The sequence below is a fragment of the Sphingobacterium sp. UBA5789 genome (assembly GCF_002418355.1).
GTDB lineage: Bacteria > Bacteroidota > Bacteroidia > Sphingobacteriales > Sphingobacteriaceae > Sphingobacterium.
Map to the genome: position 1 here is coordinate 846391 of NZ_DIDX01000001.1, position 20272 is coordinate 866662.

Sequence of the window (20272 nt, forward strand, 5' to 3'; positions counted from 1 at the left end):
CTTATTTAAGGCTACAAATGTAATCTTCTTTTTCGGAGAACAATATTTTTAAGGTATTAAACTTCAAAAAATCTGGCATTTGAACGAATTTTTTACTTCAGGATGTCGAGTAAGCCGAACATAGACTTACGCATAGCCGATCCGGTCCCCTCGTAGTTATTGACTAATAAGGTAAAAGTATATTCCTGACCTGCCTTAGAAGTCTGATATCCGGTATAGCCCAGTACGCCTCCTATAGTTCCGCTTTTCATCTTCATCTCATTGTATGTGGGCAGACTCTTGTAGAAAATTTCATACCAGTTACGTGATCGGGCGTAGTTCATTATTTTTGCCATTGCGAGAGAAGTCACTCTGTTTTGTGGAGACAGGCCCGAACCGTCAACGATGTTAAGTTCGCCTTCCGGGATATTCAGTTTTGCCTTCCAGAATTTTTTCACCATATCAGCCGCATCTGCTGTTTCGATCTTTTGCCCGCTGTACATACCGATCGTCTTCAATAATGTCTCTCCGTAGAGATTGATACTTTTCTGGTTGAACCAGTATACAATATCCTGCATCTTCGGAGATTCGTGCACATCCAGTTCTTTTCTGTCTTTCGCTATAGTTTCGCCTCTTTCTGTCAGCTGTTTGCCGGTTAGAGGTTCGTTTTCTGTCAATATGCCGGCTCTTCGCAAAGATTTTTGCAGTTGAAAAGCAGCATCGAATGCCGGATCGGGAACTGCAATTTCGATTGTTTTTTTAAGATCCAGACCATATGTTCCTCTGATATAAATCCGGGTTGAATACGGGGCAGAATAGGCATATACATTATCTCCGGATCCCTTCGGACCTGTTAATGTTTCATTGTGAATGTCCAGGTAAGAGGAGTCTACAGTCATCGCGGTTAGTGTTGCCTTTGAGCCTGCTGTATTTCCCGCTTTAAATTGCACACCAATACTGTTCTCTCGCCAGTTGAGTCCGGAAACCCCTGCTCCATAGTAATTGCCGATGTCTGTCCATATCCATCCTCCCGGAACGGTATTGCCATTGAAAAAGCGGTCATCACCGATAATACTTCCTTCTACACATTTGATCCCTGCATTCTGGATGGCGTAGACCCATTTATTCAATAAGGTCTCTTCGTTCATTCCTTCAAACCTCGAACTGGCCAGGGTAGGATCGCCTCCACCTTCAATAATTATATTTCCTTTTAAAGTGCCCAGGCTATCAATCTCACCTGTATAGTACAGTTTTGTTTTAAAGGTGAAATTTGGACCTAAAAGATCTAAAGCAGTAGCTGAGGTGATGACTTTGAGCGTGGAAGCTGTAGGAAGTCCGGTCTGACCATTTTTGGAAAAGAGCACATTTCCTGTTTTGGAATCTAGTACCGTTAATGATGCTATGCCATATTTGAGATTGGCTTGCTGTTCAAAATTGCTGTAAGCCTGTTGAATTGCCTTCGAATCCTGTGCAAAAATATTGATCATGAATGTGTTTGCACAGAGTGTCAGTAGTAGTGTTTGAAAAAATAGTCTCTTCATAAATCAATAGAATGTAAGACAAATATAGCATATTGAAAATTGATGGGTATGATTTTCATTCGTTTTTAAATTGTCAAAACTTGATTACCCGTTTCGTGAGTTATTGTTGAATTGCCTAACTTGCCTCCTTAAAATATACATACCATGAATCATCTAGAAAAATTGGCTGCAATCCGTGGATTAATGAAAGAGCAGGGAATTGATGGCTACATTATTCCTTCTTCTGATCCGCATATCAGCGAATATTTACCGGAAAGATATAAATGCATCGCCTGGGTATCGGGTTTTACCGGTTCTGCAGGTACATTAGCGATTACTCAGGATTTTGCCGGGTTGTGGACTGACTCCCGTTATTTTGTACAGGCCAATGAACAATTGTCAGGTACGGGATTTGAACTTGTTAAATTAAAGGTACAAGGTAGTGCGGAGTATGCCGATTGGATGGCTGATAAGCTTCCGGTCGGGGCTACTGTTGCGTTTGATGGTAATCTGGCCTCTCTGCAGGTCGCTCAGGCTGTACAACAGACCTTGACGCCTGTAGGAATCCATGTGAATGGTCATGCCGATCTGCTGTCTCCACTTTGGACTGATCGTCCTTCTTTACCGCTGGCTCCGGCTTACTTGCTTGATGAAGGGATCACCGGGCAGTCTACTGCATCCAAGCTGGAAGAAGTACGTAAGGTATTGCAGAAAAACAGAGCTGAATATCATCTGGTTTCTTCGCTTGATGATCTGGCATGGCTGTTTAATATCCGGGGTCAGGATGTGCCTTGTAATCCGGTAGTGCTTGGATTTGCGCTGATATCAGCCTCAAAGGCGACCTTATTTATTGAACCATCTAAACTGAATGAAGACGCAGTTTCTTCTCTGGCACAGTCTGGTGTTGAAGTTCACCCGTACGAAGAAATATTCAGCGCCATAGATGCTCTGGCAGATACGACTATTCTTATTGATCCTAAGCGTACTTGTTTTGCAATCTATGATCGTATTCCGGATACGGTTAAGATTACCGAAAAACTGAATCCATCAACGTCTCTCAAGGCGATCAAGAATAATACGGAAATAGCACATACCCGCCAGACCATGATCAATGACGGTGTTGCGATGACAAAATTCTTTAAATGGGTAGAAGAGAATGTTGCTTCGGGAACACTGACCGAACTTTCGATTGCAGATAAGCTGAGAGGTTTCAGAGCAGCTCAGGAAGGATTTGTAGATGTGAGTTTCAATACCATAGCCGGATATCTGGAACATGGTGCTCTTCCTCATTATTCCGCAACGGAAAAAAGCAGTTCGACGTTGGAGTCAAGAGGACTTTTACTGGTAGACTCGGGTGGTCAATACAAAACAGGTACTACAGATATAACTCGGGTAATCTCTCTGGGACATATTACGCAGGAAGAGAAAGAGGATTATACAATTGTATTGAAAGGTACAATCGAAGGTTCACAAGCCATATTTCCCGTTGGTACCCGTGGATATCAGATCGATGCGATTACACGTCGCCCGATCTGGCAAACGTTGCGTAATTATGGTCACGGAACAGGACATGGGGTCGGATTTTTCTTAAATGTACACGAAGGGCCTCATACTTTCAACCCTTCTAATATTGATGTAGCAGTAGATCCGGGAACCATTACTTCTATCGAGCCCGGATTGTACAGAGTAGGGAAACACGGCATACGAATAGAAAATCTGGTGCTTACTAAGAATTTGGAATCCAGCGAATTTGGAGATTTTCTGAATTTTGAGACGTTAACCATCTGTTATATCACCACAGATCTCATCGAAAAATCCTTACTGGATCAATCGCATGTAGACTGGTTGAATCAATATAATCAATGGGTATATGATCAGGTCTCTCCAAGACTGACTGAAGAGGAAAAAGTATGGTTAGCTGAAAAGTGCAAAGCCATCTAATTGAAGGTAACAACAAGCTCCTGTATTTCGCAGGAGCTTGTTGTTTATTTAAAATTTACTGGTTTACAGTGTTTTATCTGACTTTTGCCTGTAAAATTTATTGAAAAAAGCATTATTTCAATAAATTTTACGGAAATTTTGTAACCCTATTGAGTATTAAGGTCTTTGCTTTAATTTAGTGCTTTAATATTTGATAATAATTATAAACTCACTTTGACGCCTACCCGGCAAAAGTCTCACATTAACATTAATAACAAATCAAGATGAAACACGTATTTTTCACTTTGTTGGCTATTCTCTTTTTGGGAGGAGTGGCTGAGGCACAGATTCTGAATCCTGTAAAATGGACTTATGCTGCCAAAAAAATCAATGACAAAGAAGCTATGTTGTATATGAAAGCCCAAATTGATAAAGGCTGGCATATCTACTCTCAGAATATGGCCGAGGGAGGTCCTGTGAAGACTAAATTTACTTTCAAGCCAGGCAAAGAATACGGTTTGATCGGAAAGACACTTGAACCAAAGGCAATAGCAAAATTTGAAGACACTTTTAAAATGACTGTCAGTTATTTTGAAAATGAGGTTGTTTTCCAACAGAAAATCAAACTCAATACAAAATCACCTGTTGTTCAGGGTACGGTCGAATTTATGGTATGCGATGATAAGCAGTGTCTTCCTCCGGAAGAAATTGCATTTAAAATAGCCATAAAGTAACTATTTTGTTGGCCAATTAATAGATAAGGAATCATGAGAAAAACCTTAAAATCAATTACACTACTTGTGTTTGTTGCTCTGTCTGGCAGTGCTGGCTTTGCACAATCACAAAAATATCAGTGGAAGGAAAATACAGAGGGTGGATACAAATACCGTTATGTAACAAACGATCCTACACAATCCCGTTTTTATACCTTAAAAAACGGGTTGACCGTTATACTGAGTCCAAGTAAGAAAGTGCCTCGTATACAAACCTATGTCGTTACGAAAGCCGGAAGCAAAACAGATCCTAAGGATCATACCGGACTGGCGCATTATCTGGAACATCTTCTTTTCAAAGGTACGGATAAGTACGGATCTAAGGATTGGGCTCAGGAAAAACCACTGCTGGATAAAATCAGTGCGCTGTATGAAAAATATAATTCTACAACAGATGAAACCCAACGTAAAGAAATTTACAAAGAGATTGATCAGGTGTCAGGAGAAGCTGCAAAGTTTGCGATAGCCAATGAATACGATAAGATGATGAGTGGGATGGGGGCTGACGGTACGAATGCATACACTTCATTTGAACAAACAGTATACGTGGAAGATATTCCGAATAATGTCGTAGACAAATTTCTGGCGGTGCAAGGAGAACGATTCCGAAATCCTGTATTCCGGCTTTTTCACACCGAACTGGAAGCTGTATATGAAGAAAAAAATATAGGGCTTGACAACGATGGCCGCAAAACTATGGAGGCCATGTTTGAAGCGATGTTTGCCAATAATAACTATGGCAAGCAGACCGTTATCGGTACAGTCGAACACCTGAAAAATCCTTCCCTGACAGCAATACGTGAATATTTCGATACTTACTACGTTCCGAATAACATGGGTGTGATTATGTCTGGTGATTTTAACCCTACAGATATTGTCAAAAAAATAGATGCTATATTTGGATATATGCAGCCTAAGAAGGTGCCGGCTTATACATTTGCGCCTGAGAAACCAATTACACAGCCGATTATCCGCGAAGTGAAGGGGCCAAATGCAGAATTCCTGTGGCTGGGTTTTCGTTTCCCGGGAGCAGCCTCCAAAGATGCGCAGATGTTAAATCTGATGGGCGATATTCTGGCAAACGGTTCTGCAGGTCTGATTGATTTAGATCTTGTCAAATCCCAAAAACTATTGGGAGCCGGAGCTTTTGTGTATTCCCTGAAGGATTATTCCATGTTGATCCTGCAAGCAAATCCTGCTCAGGGCCAGTCTCTGGATGATGTAAAGCAACTGGTGTTGGCGGAATTGACGAAATTAAAGAAGGGTGATTTTTCAGATGATCTGATTACTTCTATTATCAACAATGCGAAGAAGTCTCAGATATCCCAAAATGACAATTATACTGCACGGGCAGAGGAGTTGGTGGATGCTTTCGTAACAGATGTGGACTGGACTTCTGAAGTAAGCTATCTGGATAATTTATCGAAGATTACTAAAAAAGATATTGTAGACTTCGCTAACAAGTATTTGAATGACCAGAACTATGTTGCCGTTTACAAACGTCAGGGTGTGGATGACAAAGTAGTGAAAGTCGTGAAGCCTGCAATTACGCCTGTCTCCGTAAACAGAGAAGATCAATCCGATTTTTTGAAAAAAGTGGATATGATGCCGGAGAATGCTATTCAGCCTGTATGGTTGGATTACAGTAAAGATGTGCAGAAAGCGAAGTTATTTGATACGGAAGTATTAGCAGTTCAGAATAAAGACAATGAGTTGTTCAGCCTTACTTATCAGTATAAAATAGGGAAATGGAATAATAAACTCCTCTCTCTTGCTGCTGGTTATCTGGAGTTTCTGGGCACGAAAGACAGAAGCAGTGAAGACTTCAGTAAAGAATTCTACAAGTTGGCATCCAGCTTTTCGGTGTCTTCCGGAAATGAAGAAACGAATATCTCTATATCCGGATTGAATACAAATTTTGATAAGACCGTATCTCTGATTCAGGATCTTGTGAAAAATTGTGTCGTTGATCAGGCTGCTTTTGATTCTTATATAGCAAGATTAAAGAAATCCCGTATTAATGCGAAGGAGAATAAGGGAGCGATTATGGAAGGTCTGAAATCGTACGCTAAATACGGCGCTAAAAATCCGTTTAACTATACTTTTACGGATGCTGAACTGGATGCTATTAAAGCGGAAGAACTGGTTCGCCTGCTGCATGATTTTGCAAACATGAGACATACTATTCTGTATTTCGGACCCAAACCTTCAACAAGTCTGGTGGCTGAATTGAAACCGCTGAAAGTGGACCGCAGAGCATATACAGAAGTGCAGGAAGGAACCAAATTTACAGAGCTGCCAACTGACCGTAATCAGGTACTGTTTGCAAATTTCAATATGAAACAAGCCGAAGTATTCTGGCACAGAAGTTCGGAACTGTACAACAGTGCATTATCACCGACTGTAGCGTTATTTAATAACTATTTTGGTGGCGGTATGGGTAGTATTGTCTTCCAGACGATCCGTGAATCGAAAGCATTGGCTTATTCCACTTACGCCTATTATGGACAACCTTACAAAAAGGAAAATCATTATATGGTGGGTGCTTACGTAGGTACACAAGCTGATAAATTTAATGAAGCTGTAATCGGAATGAATGAATTGCTTAATGATCTTCCGGAGTCTTCCAAAGCATTGGAAATTGCGAAGGTCAGTCTGACGAAATCTCTGGCAAGTGATCGTATTACCAATTCCGGTATTCTGATGAGTTACCTTTCTGCTCAGCGCCTGGGTAATACAACAGATATCCGTAAAGCTATTTATGAAAAAGCTCCTTTACTGAATTATTCGGATCTGAAAGCTTTCCATGCTAAAGAAATGAGTCATAAACCATATGTGTATTGTATAGTGGCTCAGGAAGATAGTATGAAGGATGAAGATCTAAAGAAATTGGGAGAAGTTAAGAAACTGACTCTTGAGGAGATCTTCGGATATTAAGATTATCTGTTAGGGTTGTTGTCGACGTATTATATCTGTTGACAAATACGGAAAACCAATTTTTTAGAAATTTTTAATCGGGACAAGTGTTTGATGCGTGTCCATACTATCAGAGATAAATTTTCTTATAATAAAAAAGATAGCCCCTGAACAACGTTCTGGGGCTATCTTTTTTAGAGGGATTGTAAAGACAATGTTTCCATTATTCCGGAAGTTCCGGTATGGTTACTCTTCGCTGTGTAGAGGAGCTGATGGCTTGTAAAAAGGCAATCAGTTCATCTACCTCTGCTTTTGTAAGGTTGAGTTTTTTTAATAAAGGAGAATGGATAGGGCGTGTTTTTTCGTCTACGACTACTCTGCGTTGTATAGGAGCAGGATTACCAAGATTATACAACTCTACGACATCCCTTAAGGTCGGGAAGTTACCGTGGTGCATCCATGGACCTGTCAGATTCGTTTCCCGCAAAGATGGTGTTCGGAAAGCCCCAATATCTTCCTGTTTTCCGCTGATATGGTAGTGCCCGAAATCCTCTTGTTTAGTTCCATACAATGTCTGTCCGTCATTGTGAAATTTATTATCCGAGAAAAGCGGTGTGTTGTGACAATTTATACAGCGGGCTTTCGTCCGGAATAAGTGAAGTCCTTTCAGTTGCGCATCATTCAGAGCCGTACTGTCTCCGGATACGAAGCGGTCAAAACGGCTGGGATAACTTACTATACTTCGCTCAAAAGTAGCCAGTGCCATCTGTACCCGATTCAGTGTGATCTGATCGTCACCAAAAGCGTCCCTGAACAGGGGATAATATCCTTTGATATTTTTTAAATTTTTGATCAGGATCTCCAAAGAGGTGTTCATTTCCACATGATCCTGAGTCGGGAGCAGTACCTGATCTTCCAACGATCTTGCACGGCCATCCCACATAAAACTAGTGTAATATCCGACATTGTATAGCGTCATGGCATTGCGCTTTCCTATTCTTCTCCCGTGGCCGTTTGCAAGACTTTTACCATCTCCGAATCCTAATTGCGGCTCATGACAATTGGCGCAGGAGATCTGCATAGAAGCAGACATTCTGGGGTCGAAGAATAGTTTCTTCCCCAATGTTTCTTTGGCCTTACTGTAAAGATTCTGATCGGGATAGACCATCTTTGGCAAAACACCTATATCTTTAAAATCTGTCCGGACAGACTCGTCAATATGAGGCTGTGGCCACCGGGTCATATCACCGCTGCTGTACAGTTGCCTTAATTCAGCAATGCTGTAATCCTTTTGTTGATATTGTATATCGAATGCCGCTATCAGAAGCGGTATTGTTAATATAACAGCAATAGTAATGTATCTTCTCACTCTTTTTTGTCTATTAGAAAATCAGTTCCATTTTTATTTTAAAATCAGTTCTTCTGTTCCCGGGAATAGATAAACTTGCTCTGTCGATGGTTTTAAAATGCGAGGCTTTACGCATTCCTCCCTCCAATGACAAACGACCTGTATAATGCTTGTAAATGGGATGCTTGTAAGCTATTCTTGCTCTACCACCCCATGTTTCGGCACTTCTGAAAAGGATATCATGATAAAAAACATACTCGTGGAATACATTCTCATTGATTTCAGGCAGTTCCCATACTGTTCTGGTAGGGCGGCTTAATAGTCCTGTGAGGCCAAATTCTATACTTTGGTTTTCCGCCAGTTTGTACGCGTAGTTTGCGGAAGCAGAAGAGCTGAAAATACCATAATCCAAAAGCGTTCCGGAGCCTCCGTCATGACGTTTCTCTGCATTCCATCCTGATGTCAGCTCATAGTATTGATTCCATTTTTTACCCCTAAGGCTATAAGCCAGTGAAGCCGTATAATCCTCACTTCTGTATATATAATTATTGATGTTATTCTGAACATCAAAGTCTTTACCGTCTGTGATTTCAGTATGGAGTGTGAACCTGTATGAGCGGTTATCTTTTGCGAGGAACCACATAAGTTGGTTAGACCAGGTATATAATTTATAATTATTCAGCTCATTAGTGCGCTGTTCACTTCGCAATACCTGTCTGTACTTCTGCTGGTCGTATCTGTATCCACTTTTAGCGTAAAATTTTCCAGCTGCAGTCTGAGCGGAGAGATAGGCATTCGCTCCGATATGATGGTAATCATTCTGGTAGAACATATTGGTCAGGTAATCTCTTACCTGCCAGCCGTACCCTTTGACGATGTAGTTGAGATAGGGAGATTTAACAGGACTTGAGTTATAATTTTCGTTTTTGAAAGCTACTTCCACATTTTCCTGTCCGTAACCATATAAAGCTTCTGTTCCTGCATCCAAACCTTTAGCTATCCGGATACTTCCGCCCAGGCTTGCATCGAGACGGATTTCATCGATGCTTCCACGTGGATCATTGTTGCTGAAATGATCACCAACGTTATAATCCAAGCCCCCGAATACGGAGAATTTGCGATCAGACCAATAACGCTGGCCTCTGGCCTGAATAGTATAGAGGGTACGTTCGTAATGGTTAAAACCGTAAGATGCAAAATATAAAGGAGCAGAAAGATTGTGGCGCGTCTGATGCCCAAACCGGGTACTGTCTTCTGCTATATTGGAATAGGCAAACCTTCCCCACAGGCGTACATCCTGTAAAGTGATAGTTCCCTCACTGTCAAAGTTTATATTTCTTGCTTTTTGTGCGTCCTGCGCAGTCCGATAGGATCCCTGTTCTCCGGCATACTGTATGGCAAGTTTTGTGAAGCGGGGAGTCGTCATTTCCTGGAGCCACATAGGACTCTCAATGGAGAAATAACGTAAGGTTTGCTGTACCGTATCTATTTCTGATGTATGCTGCTGTGCTTTACAGAAATAGGGGAGGAAGACAAATCCAAAGGAAAGAATATAGATGAATATGTTGGGTTTCATTTTATAGATGTAATTAATTAGCAAAAGCCCGCGGTTCGGCTTTGATCGTTATAAAATCTTCAGTAGAGTTATTGGTATCCGAAAGAACTTTCCTGCCGTTGATGATTTCTTTTGTTTTCCGGATAATAGAATTGGAAGAGTTCTGTCCTCCGGTTACGGATTTTTGTCCAGCATCAATTTCAGCATTGAACTTTTTAGGATAGTTAGTGTTCGTAATAGCCGATTGCAGGTCTACTGCATCCAGAATATTTGCCACCGGAATTTGTAAATATACTCCTGTTTTCACACGGCCATCCGCAAACGGATAATCATAGCTAGGCCATTTGTCAAATTCACCTAAATTTCCATTTCTGAAAATAAACCAACTCTGCTGTGCAGCGACACTCATTATAAGATCTGTACCACTAAACTTGAAAACGGTCAGATTTGGGACATTCGGATTATCCACATCAGACGCCAGAGGACGTACAGTTCCCAGGTAGGGTGCGTAGTGTGCTTCAAAATCTGCATTACTCAGATCGATTGTCAGACTTGGATCTTTAACAGAAATTTCTTTTCCATCAGTACCTGAATAAGGACTTTTGTGATTGATAGCTGTTGCTGCGATCACGATACTTTCACCGGGATTTATAGGATATTGTTTTCCTGTTCCAGGAATCATCAGCACCGTACGCGCATAAACATAATCCTCATTGGCATTGATATTTGCAGGCATACCATATGATTTACTCCAGTCGTATTGTTTACTAACAGGCTGGTATGCATATGTGGTGCTTGCATTCAGTGTCCCCATTGCTTCTCCTATATACAGACTATCTGCATATTGTACTTCAGCCGAGTTGTTATAGATCTCAATAAACTGATCTCTGAAGCTGGCTCCCTGAGTGGTGCTGGATCCGGCATAATAAAGCTGTTTGATAACTAACGGACTATACTGTCCCGCCTGCAAAGAAAGATTCAGACTGGTAGGGTTATTTGGATTGACCGTATAGTCTGTGATCAGACTGCTGAAAGCAATGTCAGATTCCTCTGCTCTCTCCAGTAATGTATTGAATTCAGCAAAATTGTATAGCTTGGTGGCCTGTACACGGTAATTGTCCGGGGCCAGTTGTGGTATGCTTAAATGACCCTTTTGATCCGTTTTGCCACTGAATATAAGATCTCCTTTTATGGTCATGATCTTCACTTCAGCTCCTGAGGGTGATAATTTTTCGTCATATTCCGTGCTGTAAAACTTTACATCGATCCCGATATCGACGGGATGGTTTTCCGGAATCCAGTCTTTACGACAGGAAACGAGACCCATGGATGCAATTAGCAGATATGTAGTACAAAGAACGATTTTCATAGTGTTAGAGTTTTAGTCTGAGCTGTGCGCCATAGGTCGGTTTGCCATTCGGGATCACCATACTATTGTCTGCACGTTTGAATTGAGGTCTGTAATTAAATACATTGTAAACATTGAATGCCAGCACCAGTCGTTTACTGATTTCTTTAGAGAGATTTAAATGAAAATTGGTATATACTCCCGGCTGATTTTCATTTTTTACCTCTGCTTCCGGCACCAAAAGGTGCCCGTAGTTAAGATTGGTTACATCGAAGTTTTCAATGGTAAAGTAACGTCCGTCTTCTGTGTAATAGCCTACAGGGATACCATCAGAAGCTTCTGTATTTGTTCTTCGCAGCAGATTGAATTCTGCAATAAAGTTGATAAGCAGTTTTGCTTTTGGAATATGTGTACTACTTGTAAATGCGGCGTTGCTCGAAGAAGTGATCCTTTTCATTGCAGGATATACACCTGTTGTAGCATATTCGGTGTTCGTAGTTGAGTTTGTGAACGACCTTCTGTTCTGAATGGGATTGTAACTGGTTTCTACATATCCTCCGCGTACATTAAAAGAAGTCTGTATAGCTTTCCATTTTGGCGTGCTTAGGAGTAATTCTACCCCTCTGCTTTCCGTACGGTTACCGTTGACAAACAGATTTCTGGACAGACTGTAGTTTTTGGTTCCGGAGATGACATAAGGTAAGTCTGCATTCGGATCCGGATTGTTGATATATTGTGCAAGCGTAATGCGCTCTACTTCATTAATTGTTGTAATTCCTCTGTCCGTATTCTTTTTATATACGTTCATGGACATGCTGAACTCTTTTAATTCATACAGCAAAGAAAACTCTAACTGACGGGATGTTGAAGGTTTAAGATTTGCATTGTCAGGAGTATATTTGTCTACGTAAAGCAGATAAAGACTGTTGGCTTCGTCAATACTTCCGTTTGGAGTAAGAGCTGTTTTCTGGAAAAGCGGGATTTCGTAGAAAACAGGTCCCGGGTAAAGCTGGGCAAGGGCCGGAGCCTTTGAGCTTAGTCCTAATGCAGCGCCCAACCGGAGATTTGGTAATATTTCATAGTTCACATTTGTGCGTGGCGAAAAGGTTGTATATCCTTCAAATACATCCATACGTAATCCAGCTCTTACATTTAAATTGCGGTCTGCAATCTTTGCACGGAAGAAATCTTCCGCATAAAGACCGAAATTATTCTGTGCATGAATCCTTGAAAAATCATAATATCGCTCAGAGCGGTTGTCACCATTTGCTGTGGTGGTATTGTTGCGTGGTCTGGTAGGATCAATAATCTGCCCTTTACCATTATTCTTGGAATAGTTGTAGCTGGCTCCGAAATTGATCTGATGCTCAATGGCTCCGGTTTTGATTTGTCCGGTAAGATCCAGCCTTCCGCTAAAATCTATAGGCTTACCTTCGATGTTAGTTACAGCTGTGTATATCCCCGGACCGTAGGTGCCCTGTGTAATTCCGGGTTCTGTTGCATCTGTGTAAATGGTGAAAAGTTCGTTCTTTTCCTGTTCCTGATAGGTGTTTTGATAATTTTGGCTATAACGTAAGTTGAGCCCGATATTGGTAATAAAACTATTGTCTACACGGTAGTTACTTCTGTTACCAACAGAAAAATTGTACGATCTGAATTTAATAAAGGTGCCTGTAGGGTCATCAGCATCACGCCTGATATTGTCCAGGTTGCGTCCGTAATCCAGTGAAAAGGTATTGGTAAAAGCACGTTCTTTACCGGCAGCGGTGCTCCACATCATATTTGTACCCAGGCGGTCATAGGATTTGAGCTTATCCCTGTTATCCATAAAGGAGCGGATGAAATTGGCTCCAAAACTAAACGAACCTATTTTTTTTGTACTGAAGCCTTTCGATAGACCATATGAAGTTGCATTATCCCGGAGTTGCAGACTGAAATTGAGTGGCGTATTTCCGGCAATTCGGTTAACGATAATAGCGCCATCTGTCATATCTCCGTAGCGTACTGAGGGTACACCGGCAACAATTTCCACACTTTCAATATTATCTGTGGCGATCTGCCGGAGATCTGTACCTCCAAAAGTATAATCACCTGTATATCTTCTCTGGCGGTCCGCACTTCCCGTCAGAGATGAAATAAATCCATTAACGTACGATTCTCCCATTCCGGAGATGCCGGGATTGCGGGTTTGCATATTTGCATTGTTGGAGATGGCAATACCATCCATAATGATGGCAACTCCAAACGAGCTGTTCAATGAAAAAGGATCACGTGTAGAAGCAGAGTTGGTTTGCAGAACAGAACTGCGTAATGTCGCCTGCTGAACCTGCTGAAGGGAAGGAGGTGCTATTTTCTGACCCGGGATAAGATTCAGTAGATCTCCGAGACTTAGTGCTCCGGACTGTTCGATCACTTCCCGATTGATAAACAGGGACGAATTACTTTGCAGATTCTGATTGACCTTTGGATTAATAGCGATCTCTTCGAGTCCCACACTCAGTACAGGTAAGGTAGTGTGAGGTAAACGGATATCTGAAGTGCCCAACGTTACCTTTTTGTTTTGCGCCTGACGGCCAAGCATGGTAAAACTCAGGTTTATTTCCTGTGCTCTTGAAACAGGATAGGTGAATGTAAACTGTCCTTCTTTATCCGTAAAAAAGTACTGGTTAAACTCTCTCAGATAAACGGAAACGGATGACAGAGGTTCCCCTGTTTCATCCAGTACTTTTCCGCTAAGGCGGGCAATACCTGCACGTTTTACTAAAATATTTCTGCCTGAAATCTGAAAATCAAGAAAAGTCATATTCTCCAGCTGATTCAGTGTAGCGGTGATATTTGCGGTGGATCGGATACTAATCTTGCGGTTTATATTAACCACATTTTCGTCAAACAGGAAACTGTAATCCGTTTGTTGTTCTATAGCTGAAAAGATTTCTTTCAGAGGCTTATTTTGAAAGTGAAGTTGTATGTTTTGCTGCCCCTGAGCAAAATACATACAGGTCGCGGAACTCAAAAAAAACAAGATTGCAATTGCTTTTTTGAGCCGGTAATGGATAGGTGTGTTCATTTGTTATTTAGAGGTGACGGTTAATAGGCTGTCTGATTGTAGATGGAAATGATAAGCAGTCGTAAAACTTAATTTGTCTAGTACATCAGCTAGAGATTCATTGAATATTGTGCCTGTAAACTGCAATTTGACAGAAGGATCCGCTTTTGTCACTATGCCGTATTTACGGGATAATTTGAGTCGCAATTCCTCGTAAGACGCATGGTCAAAGGTTATCAATCCTTTCATCTGATCCCTTTCTGCTACCGGATCAAACTTGTTTACTGCATTCTTGTTCTCTTTTTTGTTGTATGTAAATAATTGACCTGGGCGCAAATCTTGCCTGCCGGTATTGGTAGATACCTGTACTTTGCCTTCGAACAAAGCAACTTTAGTATACGGGTCTTCTTTAAAGGCATTTACATTAAAGGATGTTCCGAGTACTTGTACATCCAGATCAGCCGTATGGACAGTAAACGGTTTTTCCGGGTTGTGGCTAACTTCGAAATAAGCATCTCCGTTAAGTTCTACAACCCGGGTATTACCTGTGAATTCCTGTGGATAGATAAAGGTAGATGCAGGGGCAAGACGTACTGTAGTCCCGTCACTCAATGTGATGGTCATAAATTTTTGTGCAGGAACTACCTGTGTAATCATTGCAGTAGACGTAGAGACGTTGTTCTGCTGATTCTTTGTGAAAAAATAGGTTGCAGATCCTATGATCAGCAGACATGCAGCTGTCAGCCAGCGTATAGGTAAAGTTGATTTTTTAAGTTTTGATATTTGTACTTCGTGCTCAAAAAGATGATCGAATGTTCTGGTTCTTTCTTCTGCTAACTCATGGTCTGATAGCTGATGCGATAAAAGCATTATCTGTTCCTTTGCATTCTGTATTAGTTGTGACTTACGGGGATTTGCCTGGATAATAGTTGTCCAATAGGCAACATCTGTTGGATTTTGATGCAGACAATAGTTGACAAATGTAGGATCTGCAATTAAATCTTCTAAAGTATACTCTTCGATATTCATTTATGGGTACTTTCAGGTATAGTGTACAGATTCGGTGATTTTTACCGGATTTATTTTAATTAAAAATAAGGTTTTGGTGTAAATGGCTCTATATCAGTTTTTTTATCTACAGAAATAGAAAAACTATCAAGATGGTGAGCGTATATTTTTTGAGTATTTTTATAGCTTCATAAACCGTATTATATACGGTTCGTGTAGATGACTGATGAAGTTCGGCAATCTCTTCGTACGATTTGTTTTCAAAGAAACGAAGACTGATGATTTCTGACTGCCTGGGTGTTAGTTTCTCAAGAGCCAGTTGCAATCTGTGATTTCTCTCCTTAAGTTGTTCAAATTCGATATGTTCCTCTTCAGGCGAGTCTGCAAAAGAGGGTAGAGAGGGGTCCTGTACATAGAGCTGCTCCTGATGGTGTGCAGTTCTGAGGATAATCCTTTTCAGCCAGGTAAAAAGATAGTATTGCGGATTAGTGACAGCAGGAAGACGGTTGCGATTGCTCCATAGCTCACAGAACAATTCATGTAGACATTCTTTTACCAGTTCTCTGTCCGGACGGATATGCATACCATAGCTGAACAAAGCTTTATAAAGCTCATCATAGAGCAATTTAAAACTTTGACTGTCATCCTTCCGTATTCTTTCCCAGTGCTGATGCATACTAATGCTGGCAAATGTACGCTCTTATTTATATTGATTCCAAATAACTGATGAAAGAAAATTGTATAAAATAATTTTTAGTTTGGTTTATGTGTTTGGTTTTTAACGGGTTGTGTGTTTTTTTTAATGCGTGTTTAAACGGTTATTTTTTATTTTGTGTGGGTTGGGAAGAATCTCTTGTAACCAGTATAGGCGGAAGCACAATCTTTTCAATTTTATTTTTAGGAGATTTCTTATGGACAATTTTTAAAAACAGATTAGCACATTCTTTACCCATATTTACAGCCTGTTGATCTATAGTAGATAAGCTAGGCGTTATAAATTCAGAGAATGTCTGATTTGCAAATCCGATGACTCCCATTTTTGGGGGAGTTACACCCAGTTGAGATAATTCCTTTATTATTCCTAATGCTGTAAAATCATCACCTCCGATTATAGCATCCGGTTTTTGTTTTAGTTGCATCATTTTTCGGGCACCCTCCATACCGCCTTTGATGGACATCTGATCCAGAATGATAAGTTCTTCGAGGTACGGTAGATGATGTTCTTTTAAAGCTTTTTTATAGCCTTCAAAACGGGCTTTGAAAATCTGTATACTGGAATCCGTTGAAATATAACCGATTCTTTTATAGCCTTTTTCCAGAAGGTGAATTGTTGCCATATAGCCGGCTTTTTCATCATCTATGGATACAGAGGGAAGATCTAAGGTATCGTGTACACGGTCAAATAAAATAACAGGCATTCCTTCCTGATGCGCTTTGTCCAGATGAGTAAAATCATAGGTTTCCAGTGAAGGCGAAATAATGATGCCATCTACCTGAGCCTCCAGAAGTGTGCTGATGCCGCTTATTTCTGACTTATAAGATTCATTAGTCTGATACAGCAATATGTTGTAGCCCTCTTTCTGGAGCGTTTGTTCCAGACTATTAATTACTGCTGAGAAAAATTGAATTTGCGCACTCGGAATAACCACTCCTATAATGTGGGTCTTTCCCGAACTTAAAGAGGAAGCAAGTTTATTGGGACGATAGTTTATTTTCTTTGCGAATTTCCAAACAGCTTCTTTAGTCTCTTTACTTATTAATGTGCTGTTGTTCAGGGCTCTTGATACAGTAGACGTCGTGATATTAAGCGCCTTGGCTATATCGTATATAGTAGGTTTTTTTTCCACTTTGATTAAACTCTTTTTGTAAATATAAAAAAATATAAATACTTTTATGCAAGCGGTTGCATTAGCCAGTTATAAATTATATGTTATTATTAGGAATTGATTTAGGAACCTCCTCTATAAAAGTATCGGTTGTGTCTGCTGATACGCAGGAGACATTAGTATCTGTCAGCTATCCGGAACAGGAAGCGGAGATCATTTCACCACATGCAGGCTGGGCAGAACAATCTCCCGATGTGTGGTGGGAGTATACCGTTAAGGCTGTACACAAAGCGCACAGCAGTGAAAAATATGATCCCCGTGAAATCAAAGCAATCGGATTATCTTATCAGATGCACGGTCTCATCGTGGTCGATAAAGAGGATAAGGTGTTGCGTAATGCTATTATATGGTGTGATAGCAGAAGTGTAGCTATCGGAGAACGCGCATGGGAAGATATGGGGAAAGCACAAACGCTGAGACAGCATCTTAACTCACCAGGCAATTTTACAGCTTCCAAACTTGCCTGGATTAAAAATAATGAACCTGATCTTTACAGTCGGATCGCAAAAATACTGCTACCCGGAGATTTTCTGACCATGAAGCTTACCGGAGAAATTAATACAACGGTGAGTGCACTTTCTGAAGGGATATTCTGGAATTTCGAAAAAAATGATGTTTCCACTGCTATACTTGATTACTTTGGATTTGACAGGGAATTGATTCCGGACATAAATCCTGTTTTTAGTCATCACGGAACGTTAAAACCCGAAATTGCAGAATTGCTTAAGCTTTCCTCAGATACGGTTGTTTCCTACAAAGCCGGCGACCAACCCAATAATGCACTTTCTCTCAATGTGCTGAATGCAGGAGAAGTGGCGGCTACAGCCGGTACTTCCGGGGTTATCTACGCGGTCAGTGATGAGCTGATATTTGATCCGCAATCCCGTATCAATACATTTGCCCATGTCAACTACTTACCTGATGATATCCGTACGGGTATTCTGCTTTGTATTAATGGTACCGGAATACAGAACAGCTGGATCAGGAGAATGATAGGAGCGGACATGTCGTATAATGAATTGAATACACTAGGTCAGCAGGCTCCTGCAGGAAGTAAAGGATTAAGAATACTTCCTTTTGGAAATGGTGCTGAACGAATGCTGGATAATAAGCTCATCCACAGTCATATTCATCATATTGATTTTAATAAACACGGCAAAGCCGAGCTGATACGTGCAAGTCAGGAGGGGATAGCTTTTGCCTTTCGCTACGGACTGGATATCTTACGTGAAAACGGACTTCATCCTTCTGTTATTCGTGCAGGATATGCGAATCTTTTCCTTAGTCCTTTATTCTGTGATTCCTTTGTAAATGTAACGGATACGCCTGTTGAGCTGTTCAATAATGACGGAAGTGTGGGAGCTGCATTGGGAGCGGGAATAGGAGTGGGATATTATACGGAACCTAAGGAAGCTTTTCAGAATATGAAGAAGATCCGGACCATAGAACCTGTGCAGACGTCTGTATATGAAGAACTTTATCAGGAATGGAAGATGCTGTTGAATAGACTGGTGGGGTTATAGGATTTATAAAGTTGATAAGGTTTATAAATTCATTGAGGCTTGTTGCTCTCATTAATATTGTATAAAAATAATTATATCTAAATAAAAAAATATGAACTATATTAAAGGACAAAAAGAATTTTTCGCAGGTATCGGACAGATACAATATGAAGGTCAGGAAAGTGACAATCCGCTTGCATTCCGTTGGTATGATCCTACTCGTATCGTACGTGGAAAGAGCATGGCTGAACACTTAAAATTTGCCTGTGCATACTGGCACTCTTTCAATGGTAACGGAGCTGATCCCTTTGGCGGAGCTACACATATATTCCCATGGGATCAAAAATCAGACGCTATAGATCGTGCGAAAGATAAGATGGATGCAGCATTTGAATTTATGAGTAAAATGCAACTTCCTTATTACTGCTTTCACGATGTAGATCTGGTGGATTACACGAATGATATCGCTGAAAATGAAAGAAGACTGCAGGCTATTACAGCGTATGCTTTAGATAAGCAACAGGATAGCGGAATCAAACTTCTGTGGGGTACGGCTAATCTGTTCAGCCACGAACGCTATATGAATGGTGCTGCTACCAATCCGGACTTTCATGTCCTGGCTCATGGTGCTGCACAGGTAAAGGCAGCTCTGGATGCAACAATTGCCCTGGGTGGCCAGAACTATGTATTCTGGGGTGGACGTGAAGGATACATGTCTCTTCTGAATACAGACATGAAGAGAGAGCAGGAGCATCTGGCTAAATTTTTACATCTGGCGAAAGATTACGCCCGCAAAAACGGATTTAAAGGTACCTTCTTTATTGAACCTAAACCTTGTGAACCCACTAAACATCAATATGATTATGACTCCGCTACTGTTATCAGTTTCTTACGTCAGTATAACCTGCTTGATGATTTCAAACTCAATCTTGAGGTCAACCACGCTACGCTGGCTGGACATACTTTCCAGCACGAATTGCAGGTTGCTGCTGATGCAGGTTTATTAGGCTCTATAGATGCTAACAGAGGAGATGAGCAGAATGGATGGGATACGGATCAGTTTCCGTATAATATCAATGAACTGACAGAGTCTATGCTCATTATTTTAGAAGCTGGCGGATTGCAGGGAGGCGGTGTCAATTTTGATGCGAAGATTCGCAGAAATTCGACAGATAGAGAAGATTTGTTTTTTGCACATATAGGAGGAATGGACCTGTTTGCAAGAGCACTCTTAACCGCGGATAAGATTTTAGAAAAATCTTCTTATCTTCAGCTTCGAAAAGAGCGTTATCAGTCATTTGATACAGGTAAGGGTGCTGAATTTGAAAAAGGAAATCTATCTTTGGAAGATTTACGCGATTTCGCTGCAGCAAACGGAGAGCCTGAAGTGAGATCAGGGAAGCAGGAATATCTGGAAAATCTGATTAACAGATATATCTGATATTGCGCTTTTTAAATCTAAACCATTATA

At 40.8% G+C, this 20272-nt stretch carries 13 protein-coding genes; 5 read left to right on the plus strand and 8 right to left on the minus strand.

Going from position 1 to position 20272, the window contains the following annotated elements:
- Nucleotides 1–92 precede the first annotated feature (92 nt).
- On the minus strand, nt 93–1520 hold the full coding sequence (gene dacB, locus B4B65_RS03740) for a D-alanyl-D-alanine carboxypeptidase/D-alanyl-D-alanine endopeptidase (RefSeq protein WP_293913435.1): 1428 nt from the start codon (nt 1518–1520) through the stop codon (nt 93–95).
- 144 nt (nt 1521–1664) lie between these two features.
- On the opposite strand from dacB, the gene B4B65_RS03745 reads away from it, so the two are divergent.
- From B4B65_RS03745 to B4B65_RS03755, 3 genes are all read left to right on the plus strand, one after another.
- On the plus strand, nt 1665–3440 hold the full coding sequence (locus B4B65_RS03745) for an aminopeptidase P family protein (RefSeq protein ID WP_293913437.1): 1776 nt from the start codon (nt 1665–1667) through the stop codon (nt 3438–3440).
- Between the two features lie 263 nt (nt 3441–3703).
- The gene (locus B4B65_RS03750) at nt 3704–4153 is read left to right on the plus strand and encodes a protein-disulfide reductase DsbD domain-containing protein (protein ID WP_293913439.1); all 450 of its coding nucleotides are present in this window, start codon (nt 3704–3706) and stop codon (nt 4151–4153) included.
- Nucleotides 4154–4186: 33 nt separating this feature from the next.
- The gene (locus B4B65_RS03755) at nt 4187–7129 is read left to right on the plus strand and encodes a M16 family metallopeptidase (protein WP_293913441.1); all 2943 of its coding nucleotides are present in this window, start codon (nt 4187–4189) and stop codon (nt 7127–7129) included.
- 202 nt (nt 7130–7331) lie between these two features.
- Here the strand turns inward: B4B65_RS03755 and B4B65_RS03760 are convergent, their stop codons facing one another.
- The 7 genes from B4B65_RS03760 to B4B65_RS03790 form a co-directional block, all read right to left on the minus strand.
- Complete coding sequence (locus B4B65_RS03760; protein WP_293913443.1) at nt 7332–8477, minus strand: cytochrome-c peroxidase; 1146 nt, start codon at nt 8475–8477, stop codon at nt 7332–7334.
- Nucleotides 8478–8490: 13 nt separating this feature from the next.
- A complete protein-coding gene (locus B4B65_RS03765; protein ID WP_293913445.1) occupies nt 8491–10032 on the minus strand; it encodes a DUF6850 family outer membrane beta-barrel protein in 1542 nt (513 codons plus the stop codon).
- Between the two features lie 13 nt (nt 10033–10045).
- The gene (locus B4B65_RS03770) at nt 10046–11380 is read right to left on the minus strand and encodes a DUF4876 domain-containing protein (RefSeq protein WP_293913447.1); all 1335 of its coding nucleotides are present in this window, start codon (nt 11378–11380) and stop codon (nt 10046–10048) included.
- Between the two features lie 4 nt (nt 11381–11384).
- Nucleotides 11385–14426, minus strand: a complete 3042-nt coding sequence (locus B4B65_RS03775) for a TonB-dependent receptor domain-containing protein (RefSeq protein ID WP_293913449.1) — start codon at nt 14424–14426, stop codon at nt 11385–11387.
- A gap of 3 nt (nt 14427–14429) precedes the next feature.
- The gene (locus tag B4B65_RS03780; protein WP_293913451.1) at nt 14430–15434 is read right to left on the minus strand and encodes a FecR family protein; all 1005 of its coding nucleotides are present in this window, start codon (nt 15432–15434) and stop codon (nt 14430–14432) included.
- A gap of 106 nt (nt 15435–15540) precedes the next feature.
- Nucleotides 15541–16089, minus strand: a complete 549-nt coding sequence (locus B4B65_RS03785; RefSeq protein WP_293913453.1) for an RNA polymerase sigma factor — start codon at nt 16087–16089, stop codon at nt 15541–15543.
- 142 nt (nt 16090–16231) lie between these two features.
- Entirely contained in the window at nt 16232–17260 is a 1029-nt protein-coding gene (locus B4B65_RS03790; RefSeq protein WP_293913455.1) for a LacI family DNA-binding transcriptional regulator, read from the minus strand.
- 80 nt (nt 17261–17340) lie between these two features.
- Between B4B65_RS03790 and B4B65_RS03795 the strand changes: the two genes are divergently transcribed.
- Nucleotides 17341–18822: a xylulokinase gene (locus B4B65_RS03795; RefSeq protein ID WP_293913457.1), complete on the plus strand. Its 1482-nt coding sequence runs from the start codon at nt 17341–17343 to the stop codon at nt 18820–18822.
- A 91-nt stretch (nt 18823–18913) separates the two neighbouring features.
- Nucleotides 18914–20242 carry a xylose isomerase gene (xylA, locus tag B4B65_RS03800; protein ID WP_293913459.1) on the plus strand — a complete coding sequence of 443 codons (1329 nt, stop codon included), beginning with the start codon at nt 18914–18916 and terminating at the stop codon, nt 20240–20242.
- Nucleotides 20243–20272 lie beyond the last annotated feature (30 nt).